Source organism: Leptolyngbya sp. FACHB-321, assembly GCF_014695975.1.
In the GTDB taxonomy this organism is placed as follows: domain Bacteria; phylum Cyanobacteriota; class Cyanobacteriia; order Leptolyngbyales; family Leptolyngbyaceae; genus Stenomitos.
Window position 1 is genome coordinate 24,359 of record NZ_JACJPI010000039.1, and the last position, 7,205, is coordinate 31,563.

General features: G+C 46.0%; 8 protein-coding genes and 2 pseudogenes. 3 read left to right on the forward strand and 7 right to left on the reverse strand.

Translation table 11 applies throughout. The features are described from left to right. Window positions 1-45 precede the first annotated feature (45 nt). The 4 genes and pseudogenes from H6F76_RS04655 to tnpA (H6F76_RS04670) form a co-directional block, all read right to left on the reverse strand. Window positions 46-561, reverse strand: a complete 516-nt coding sequence (locus H6F76_RS04655) for an Rrf2 family transcriptional regulator (protein WP_190506353.1) — start codon at window positions 559-561, stop codon at window positions 46-48. A gap of 387 nt (window positions 562-948) precedes the next feature. Further along, window positions 949-1,272 (reverse strand): annotated as a pseudogene (locus tag H6F76_RS04660) (ATP-binding cassette domain-containing protein); the annotation flags it as partial. A 348-nt stretch (window positions 1,273-1,620) separates the two neighbouring features. Further along, the gene (locus H6F76_RS04665) at window positions 1,621-2,481 is read right to left on the reverse strand and encodes a prohibitin family protein (RefSeq protein ID WP_190506354.1); all 861 of its coding nucleotides are present in this window, start codon (window positions 2,479-2,481) and stop codon (window positions 1,621-1,623) included. A 296-nt stretch (window positions 2,482-2,777) separates the two neighbouring features. Continuing rightward, a pseudogene (gene tnpA, locus H6F76_RS04670) lies at window positions 2,778-3,051 on the reverse strand (IS200/IS605 family transposase); the annotation flags it as partial. 497 nt (window positions 3,052-3,548) lie between these two features. Here tnpA (H6F76_RS04670) and H6F76_RS04675 point away from each other — a divergent pair. Next, complete coding sequence (locus tag H6F76_RS04675; RefSeq protein ID WP_199321922.1) at window positions 3,549-4,754, forward strand: threonine synthase; 1,206 nt, start codon at window positions 3,549-3,551, stop codon at window positions 4,752-4,754. A 33-nt stretch (window positions 4,755-4,787) separates the two neighbouring features. Here the strand turns inward: H6F76_RS04675 and tnpA (H6F76_RS04680) are convergent, their stop codons facing one another. Next, a complete protein-coding gene (gene tnpA / locus H6F76_RS04680; protein ID WP_190506356.1) occupies window positions 4,788-5,231 on the reverse strand; it encodes an IS200/IS605 family transposase in 444 nt (147 codons plus the stop codon). A gap of 261 nt (window positions 5,232-5,492) precedes the next feature. Next, the gene (locus H6F76_RS04685; protein ID WP_190506358.1) at window positions 5,493-5,762 is read right to left on the reverse strand and encodes a hypothetical protein; all 270 of its coding nucleotides are present in this window, start codon (window positions 5,760-5,762) and stop codon (window positions 5,493-5,495) included. Window positions 5,763-5,869: 107 nt separating this feature from the next. Between H6F76_RS04685 and H6F76_RS04690 the strand changes: the two genes are divergently transcribed. Together H6F76_RS04690 and H6F76_RS04695 are read left to right on the forward strand one after the other, a co-directional pair. Further along, the gene (locus H6F76_RS04690) at window positions 5,870-6,178 is read left to right on the forward strand and encodes a nucleotidyltransferase family protein (RefSeq protein WP_190506360.1); all 309 of its coding nucleotides are present in this window, start codon (window positions 5,870-5,872) and stop codon (window positions 6,176-6,178) included. Then, window positions 6,159-6,362 carry a HepT-like ribonuclease domain-containing protein gene (locus H6F76_RS04695; protein WP_190506362.1) on the forward strand — a complete coding sequence of 68 codons (204 nt, stop codon included), beginning with the start codon at window positions 6,159-6,161 and terminating at the stop codon, window positions 6,360-6,362. The genes H6F76_RS04690 and H6F76_RS04695 overlap by 20 nt, the downstream gene beginning before the upstream one ends. A gap of 287 nt (window positions 6,363-6,649) precedes the next feature. Here the strand turns inward: H6F76_RS04695 and H6F76_RS04700 are convergent, their stop codons facing one another. Continuing rightward, the gene (locus tag H6F76_RS04700) at window positions 6,650-7,051 is read right to left on the reverse strand and encodes a transposase (protein WP_190506363.1); all 402 of its coding nucleotides are present in this window, start codon (window positions 7,049-7,051) and stop codon (window positions 6,650-6,652) included. Window positions 7,052-7,205 lie beyond the last annotated feature (154 nt).

A 7,205-nucleotide genomic window follows, 5' to 3' on the forward strand; every position in this document is an offset into this window, starting at 1 on the left:
CGAAAGCCAGCCTCTAGCCAGTAACTTTGAGCAAGTGCGACTGGTTTAGATGTAGTACATAGGGCTTTTCTGACGGCGTTCGCTCAACTGCTGGCACAAATCTTGCAGCGTACAGTTGCCCAAAAAGGTTTGAGAAACCGTATTCGCCTGTTGCCAGAAAGCATAAATGGTTTCACGCTCTGACGTTGAAGCAGGCGTTTGCTCTCGCACCTTTCGCGCACCATCCATCAACGCCAGTACTTCTAGTAAACTAATTTGCCAGGGTTCACGGGCAAGTACATAGCCACCCCGTAAACCACGCTGACTTTGCACCATACCACCGTGCCGTAAGATGGTGAGAATATGTTCCAGGTAACGATCGGGAATGCCGTGTTTAGCCGTAATACCGCCGATCGTCAGCGGTGGCTGTTTCTCAGTCTGAGTTGCTAATTCTAAAAGCGCGATGAGTGCGTACTCCATTTTGGAGGACAAATCCAACGGATCGTAGTCTGGTGGGTTTGGTGTTTTTGAAGTACGCCGACCGTTTGCACGATTAAGCGCTTGTTTCACTGGTTCAACCATGTTGCTATGTCAGATAGTAGCGATGTGAGGTGTTTTAACCAAGCACTTTCAGTGCTTGACGGCTGTCTACTGTTTCACGCCTGCGTTGGGCTCAGCGTTCTCTAAGCAGCAGTTCAACGAGTAGAAGATAATGCAAGCCGCTGTCTGTCTGGCAAAAACACCAGCGCAGTCGTCTTGAGGAACAAGCATTGAGCCAATGCCAGTCTTAAAAAGGGGGTGGGCTATGCCTCAGCGAAACCATAGCCAATAGTGATGAACTGTACAGCGCACATCTTCAGTTCACTTGGGTTCCGCTCTGCTCAAGAGCACTGAGACGCTGCCACAAAGATCGATATCACAACAATTAGTCACCCTTTAGTTCAAGGCATAGCTAGGGCTAGGAAAGGTTTTAACTTTTTTGGGTTTGACAAAGACCGTTTGATAACGCTCTAGCTCAAGTTGCTTGAAGTCCTTAAACAAGGCATGATGCTGAAACACAAAACCAATGCCTCGATCTTGTACTGATCGATCTGTAGCATTCTCGCCTGTTAACCAAATCTCGCCCTGATCGGGTCGCTCCAGACCAGCGATCATTCGTAGCAAGGTTGATTTACCAGACCCAGAAGGACCCAGTAGCGCCACTAATGAACCTGTCTTAATTTCCAGGCTAACGTCGTCAACGGCATGGAACGAGCCGAAAGACTTGGAAATGCTCTGCACCGCAATGCCCACGCGAGCCCTCCTAAGAACCATTACGTTCTTTATACTACGAATCACCTACCAAGATATAGTACATTAAGAGGAGTTTTTGTACACACTGTAACAGGAGACAACGAGTGCTCAATCACATGGCAGGTTTAGAACCACTTCACGCTGCTTTGACCCAACGCTTTGCTTGAGGATCTACTCCACGACGTAAGCAGTGCAAGGTTTAAGTGTTGAAGCTGTTAACGCATAAACAACATGAGTGATCGAGTCTAGGCGCACGATCGCATTTACAACGGTTGCCTGCTTGTCAATCGTCCCTTGTGTTCTATTGCAAAACCGCTTTGATGAAAGCTTTTCTAGCCAACGCAACGATCACTTCTGGCTAAACTTCATCAAATCATCCAATCCTAACTCTAATAATTTTGCTGTTTCATCACCCACAATCAGCGGCAGCTTACCATCCCACCGTTCGACTGCTTGCTTCCTTAACAATTCAGGCGTTAAGGTCTCACGGATTAGCCGCTGTGCTTCGGCTTCTCCCTTCGCCAAATTGACCCTTGCTTCTGCCTGCCTGACCGCCTTACGTGCAATAAATTCCGCTCGTTTCGCTTCTTGCTCGGCAACCTGTTTTGCTTCTACAGCATCACTAAACCGCTTTGAGAAGTGTGCGTGTACGAGCGAAATGTCATCAACCGCAATGTAATAGCTTGCCAAGCGCTCGGTTAAAGCATGATCAAGACCAGCTTTTACTTCCCCACGCCGTGTAATAATTTCTTCAGCCGTATATTGCGCCATGACAGCTTTCAACACTTCCTCAACGGCTGGATTAATAATGCTATTGGTAATGACTAAGGCATTACCAACTCGCTGAAAAATAATGTTGACCTTCTCTGGAATGAGATGCCAGTTAAGTGCCACATCAGCATAGACATCTTGAAGGTCTTTTGAGGATGCTTCGGCAGAAATTTCCTGATTCTGAACGCGTACACTCACTGGTTCAACGGTCTGTACGATCGGGATGAGTAGATGCAATCCCTCTCCTAATATTTGCTCCTGCACCTCACCAAATTTCATCAGAATGCCCCGTTCTCCGGCGTTAATAACCACAAAGAAAGTAGACAAAATTGCTAATGTCAGCAGCAGCGTGACTATTTTAATGACGACATGAATGTCATTTCTCGTTTTTTGGGTTGATTCTAAATCTTTAATCTCATTAGTCGATTCTAAATTCATACAGATCGTAGTTATTAAGATCAGCGTAGAGGGGCAGCCAATCAAGGCACTAATTTTAGGTTAGGTTATAATTGATACTGCTAGCGAAAGTATGACAACTGCCTTTAAGAGCGTATTACAATATTAACTCAATTGGGACTTCGGAACTTTAAAGGAGAAAGTTTTCAATTGTTGTCGAATCTTCAATGATTTTCGAATAGTGAAGAGGTGCATATGCGTAACCCTTTTGTATAATTGCTACGCTTATCTTAATCTTATTCATAAGTGTCATCTTTTGCGGTTTTATTTCATTGAGGCTTATCCCAATATTGCTTCTCTAAATCTGGAAACTCTTGCAACAACCTAGACGTTCGTCCTTTAAGGCGCTTCACCATGTCACTGATCGACTTGGAAGGAGGATACTCAATGTAAACAGGCATGATCCTTACTTACTGTCCTTTTAAGAAGTTTGATGCCCTCTGCATCACAAATCTGAATAATCAACTCTCGAAACCGCTTTTGAATCTTGCCTTTAAGCACGTGTTAGCGATATTTCGTTACCCAAATAAGCTGAACGGTCAAGCGACTAATCGTGTGGCTCCTTTTGCGTTATTCTGCCGTGACGTTTTTCGTCAAAGCTATCATCTACTAGGTAGCGTCAACCTCTGCTCAGATGTGTGTCGGTGCTAAAGCATCTCACTAAAGGGGGAGTTTTTGACTAACGGGCTGGGACAATAAATTAGGGTTAGCGTGGTGAGTTAAGTATATAAATACCCAATTGTAAAGACAACAAACTATTTAACCAGAACGGCAGCTTGTTTGTTATCAATTCAATTCTTTTTACACCGTATGTTGAAGCAATTTCTATAGCCCCATGTCAGAAACGCTAAAAATGAAGTGTCTTTCTAGTACTGGTTTCAGGCGTGAAAAACTAGACTTCTAATTTGTCGCTGCGGTCAGCTAATTGGTTGCTCTACATAAGTGGGTTGAATTGAGTTCATGAGTGCCCTACTTGTACTGCAAACAATAGCAGTAAATAGTCTTTTTTATTAGAACGATAGATTGAAGCAATCAATTATCAGAATGCTGTGTTTTTAGTCCGCAAACACTACTTAATTGGCATTAGCACTATGTATGTAACCCATCTCTACTGCTCATCTTGTAATAGCCACTATGCGCCGCGTCGGCTTCATAATCTATGTAACTGTGGCAAACCGTTGCTGGTTGCTTATGATCTCGATCGCGCCGCTACAACGTTGACTCAGGAAGCATTGCGCGATCGCTCCCCGACGCTATGGCGCTATGCCGAAGTTTTACCCGTCAACGATCCCGCTCATTGTGTGACGTTGGGAGAGGGTATGACACCACTATTGAAAGCTGATCGCTTGGGTCAATCGTTAGGATTGCAACACCTTTACATTAAAGACGAAGCGCAAAATCCCACCGCCTCATTTAAAGCGCGAGGTATGACAGTCGCCGTTTCTATGGCGAAAGAACTGGGTGTGAAAACGCTAGCCGTACCTTCAGCAGGCAATGCTGCTGGGGCACTTACTGCCTACGCCGCTAAAGCTGGACTAGAGGTGTACATTTTCATGCCGCAAGATACTCCCAAAGCAAACATCATCGAATGTCAACAAATGGGTGCCCATGTAACTTTAGTGGATGGTTTGATTACTGATTGTGGAAAGATTGTGGCAGAGCGCAAAGCCGCCGAAGGCTGGTTTGATGTTTCGACGCTAAAGGAGCCGTACCGGGTTGAAGGCAAGAAAACAATGGGTTATGAGTTGGCGGAACAGTTGGGCTGGGAGCTACCCGATGTCATTCTTTATCCGACTGGTGGTGGAACGGGTTTAATTGGGATGTGGAAAGCCTTTGATGAAATGGAACGTCTGGGATGGATTGGGAGTCAACGCCCCCGGATGATCAGTGTGCAAGCGGCGGGTTGTGCGCCGATCGCTCAAGCTTTTGAGTCTGGTTTGACAACAGGAGTTGAGATCATCAATGCCCGCACAATCGCATCCGGACTGCGAGTACCAAAGGCGATCGGAGATTTTATGATGTTAGCGATTTTGCGTCAGAGTGGTGGCACTGCCATTGCTGTAACTGATGAAGCGCTGCTAGCAGGTGTGAAGCTCATCGGAGCCACTGAGGGAATTTTTGCCGCTCCTGAAGGGGGTGCTTGCATCCCTGCGATTACGCAATTGATCGGGCAGGAGAAGCTCGATCGAGATGAGCGCATTGTTTTATTCAACACAGGCTCAGGGCTGAAATACCTAGAGACTTTTAGTGAATGAACTACCCTGCTGCAAGCAGACGGGGTATCAGAATCAAAAAAGAGTAAGCTGCTCATCTCGATGGAGCTTGAGATATTCCTTACCCTGATTCTTGAGGTATTTCGCGATCATCCCTTCATCCCCGTGTTTGCCTACTGTGCTAGTAAAATAACCATCACTCCAAAACTCTCCGCCCCATAGCTTTTGTTTCACATGAGGACAGCGTCGAAACACTTCCTTTGCCGTCAAACTCTTGATTATCTTGACCAACTTCGTCACGCTATACGTCGGCACCGATTGCACTAAAAAATGCATATGGTCTTTGTCTACACCAATTTCGACAAACTTGATCTCGTAGCGTTTCTCAATCTCCAAGCAAACTTCTCGCAACACCTCATCGACCTGTTCATCGCATACAGCCTGTCGATATTTTGCTGGAAACATGAAGTGATAGAGCAAAACGGTTACGTTATGGCTTTTGTGAATGTACTTGCTCATCCTTGCATTTTACGCCGCAGAGCGGCGGGAAATTGACCCGCAGAGATTAAAGAGTTACTAGATTCCCAACTTCTTTGCTCAAAATTTAGTTGGCTCGCAAGCGAACGATCTGTTCCGTAAGGGGAGTACTGCTGACCTTATCTTTGGGCAACCGCAGTTTCACGTCAATACAGCGTAGACGCACGTTTGACCCAGGCAACCGCACGCTGTGTCAGAACGTGCTGCGTCTGCTGTTTGCCATCCTATGCACCCGCCAAGTAGTTAGCGTCCTTTAAACTTGTAGTTGACATTGCCCTGCTGGTTGCCATTATCTAAGGCATGGCGGTGCAACTTGCAGGTTTGCGGCAACAGGTAGACCCGCACTGGCGATGCGGCATTAGCTATCTCAAAATCGGACTCCGTTGGCTGCAAGGGGTGATTCATAAAGGAAGAACCTTGTTGCCTTGCATTCCGTTGTTGCCCAACGATCCTCAAGCTTGTTTCGCCTCCCTCAAGGTCAAGCGCGACTACGATGACTACATTTGGTTTCATCGAATTCGTTCCATTGTTTGTAAACCTGGTTCTTCCTTCAATTAGACAACAGTTGCTAGGCAGTTAGCTCCTGTGTTGTTATAGACTCAGCATCAGATAAGTAGTCTATGCAAGCGATGGTCCAAGTGCTAACGCTGCTCCAGGAATATCACCAGGAGTTGCACCACTTTAGAGTTAAAAGTTGTGGTATTTTCAGCTCGTTTGCCCCTGACACTGCAATTCACCCTCAAAGTGATGTTGATATCTTGGTTACTTTTGAGCCAGACCAGAAAACATTTGATAACTTTATACACCTATCCTTTTTTCTAGAAGATCTTTTTGGCAGAGCAGTTGACCTCATTACTATCGAGTCATTGAGTCCTTATATTAGTCCACATATTTTAGATGAGGTCGAGTATGTCTCCGTCGGCTCGTGAATATTCACAGCACATTCTTGATAAAACGACCAACATCATGACAAGTGCTACGAGTTTAGACAAGACGAATTTTGTACAAGATAAAACGTTGAAGCGTGCTTACGTTCGTAGTATTGAGGTAATTGGCGAAGCTGTCAAACAGTTGTCAGATGGGTTGCGTCAAAAATACAACGCTGTTGAATAGCGGTCTATGGCTGGAATGCGCGATCGATAACGATTAATTCATAACGACTTCGGTATTGACTATGACATTATTTGGGATGTTGTAAGTAGCTAGTCAGAATTAAATATAAAACGTTCAACAGGATAGCCGCGCCTTTGACCGCATTGCTCAATGATAGCCATCAGTGTCATCGCTAAGTCGTACTCATGCTCAAACAACTGAGAACACAGTTCATGCCGTTTGAGATGCAACCATTCATCCTTAATCCGATTCATCTGCGGTGAGTAGGGCGGCAAAAAGAAGATGAATCAGCCCATCTCCTGCCATTGCTGCCAACAGGCTTGCACGATTTTCGAGCAGTGAAATGAGGCTCCATCTTGGACAATCACTGTGATTTGTCCAGTTGCTTGCCAGTGAGTGTTGGCTCGTTCGGCTTGCCAGAGCATCAAGCTCAAGTAGCGATCACTATTGAACCCACCAACGACCATGCCGTACTCAAACCGACGTCCCGGTTGCCAAAACCCAAGTAGGCTGATGCGGCGACCGCAACGATGCGGTTTCACAATCCGGTGCTGTTGTCCTTGCCGAACATAGCTGTACGTTAAGGGAGTGCTCTTTTCAAACCCACTTTCATCAAAGTACACCAGTCGCACCAGTCCTTCAGCTTCCCATTGCTTGAGCATCTCCCAATCTGACCGTTTGGACGTCACATACTCTGGCTGTTTGGGCTGCGGAGGGCTGTAGCCTAATCGTTGCCAACGGATCCCCTTTTTTGCAACAAGCGGCTCATGGTGCGCTGGCTCAAATGGACCTGGTGTTCATTCGCCAACTTGTGACACAGTTGCAACCTGGTGTAGCTGCGTT

Excerpts from the sequence above, each read along its gene's own strand:
- H6F76_RS04685 (WP_190506358.1), bottom strand. The coding sequence starts at position 5,762 with ATGAAACCAAATGTAGTCATCGTAGTCGCGCTTGACCTTGAGGGAGGC.
- H6F76_RS04665 (WP_190506354.1), bottom strand. The coding sequence starts at position 2,481 with ATGAATTTAGAATCGACTAATGAGATTAAAGATTTAGAATCAACCCAA.
- H6F76_RS04695 (WP_190506362.1), top strand. The coding sequence starts at position 6,159 with ATGTCTCCGTCGGCTCGTGAATATTCACAGCACATTCTTGATAAAACG.
- tnpA (WP_190506356.1), bottom strand. The coding sequence starts at position 5,231 with ATGAGCAAGTACATTCACAAAAGCCATAACGTAACCGTTTTGCTCTAT.
- H6F76_RS04690 (WP_190506360.1), top strand. The coding sequence starts at position 5,870 with ATGCAAGCGATGGTCCAAGTGCTAACGCTGCTCCAGGAATATCACCAG.
- H6F76_RS04655 (WP_190506353.1), bottom strand. The coding sequence starts at position 561 with ATGGTTGAACCAGTGAAACAAGCGCTTAATCGTGCAAACGGTCGGCGT.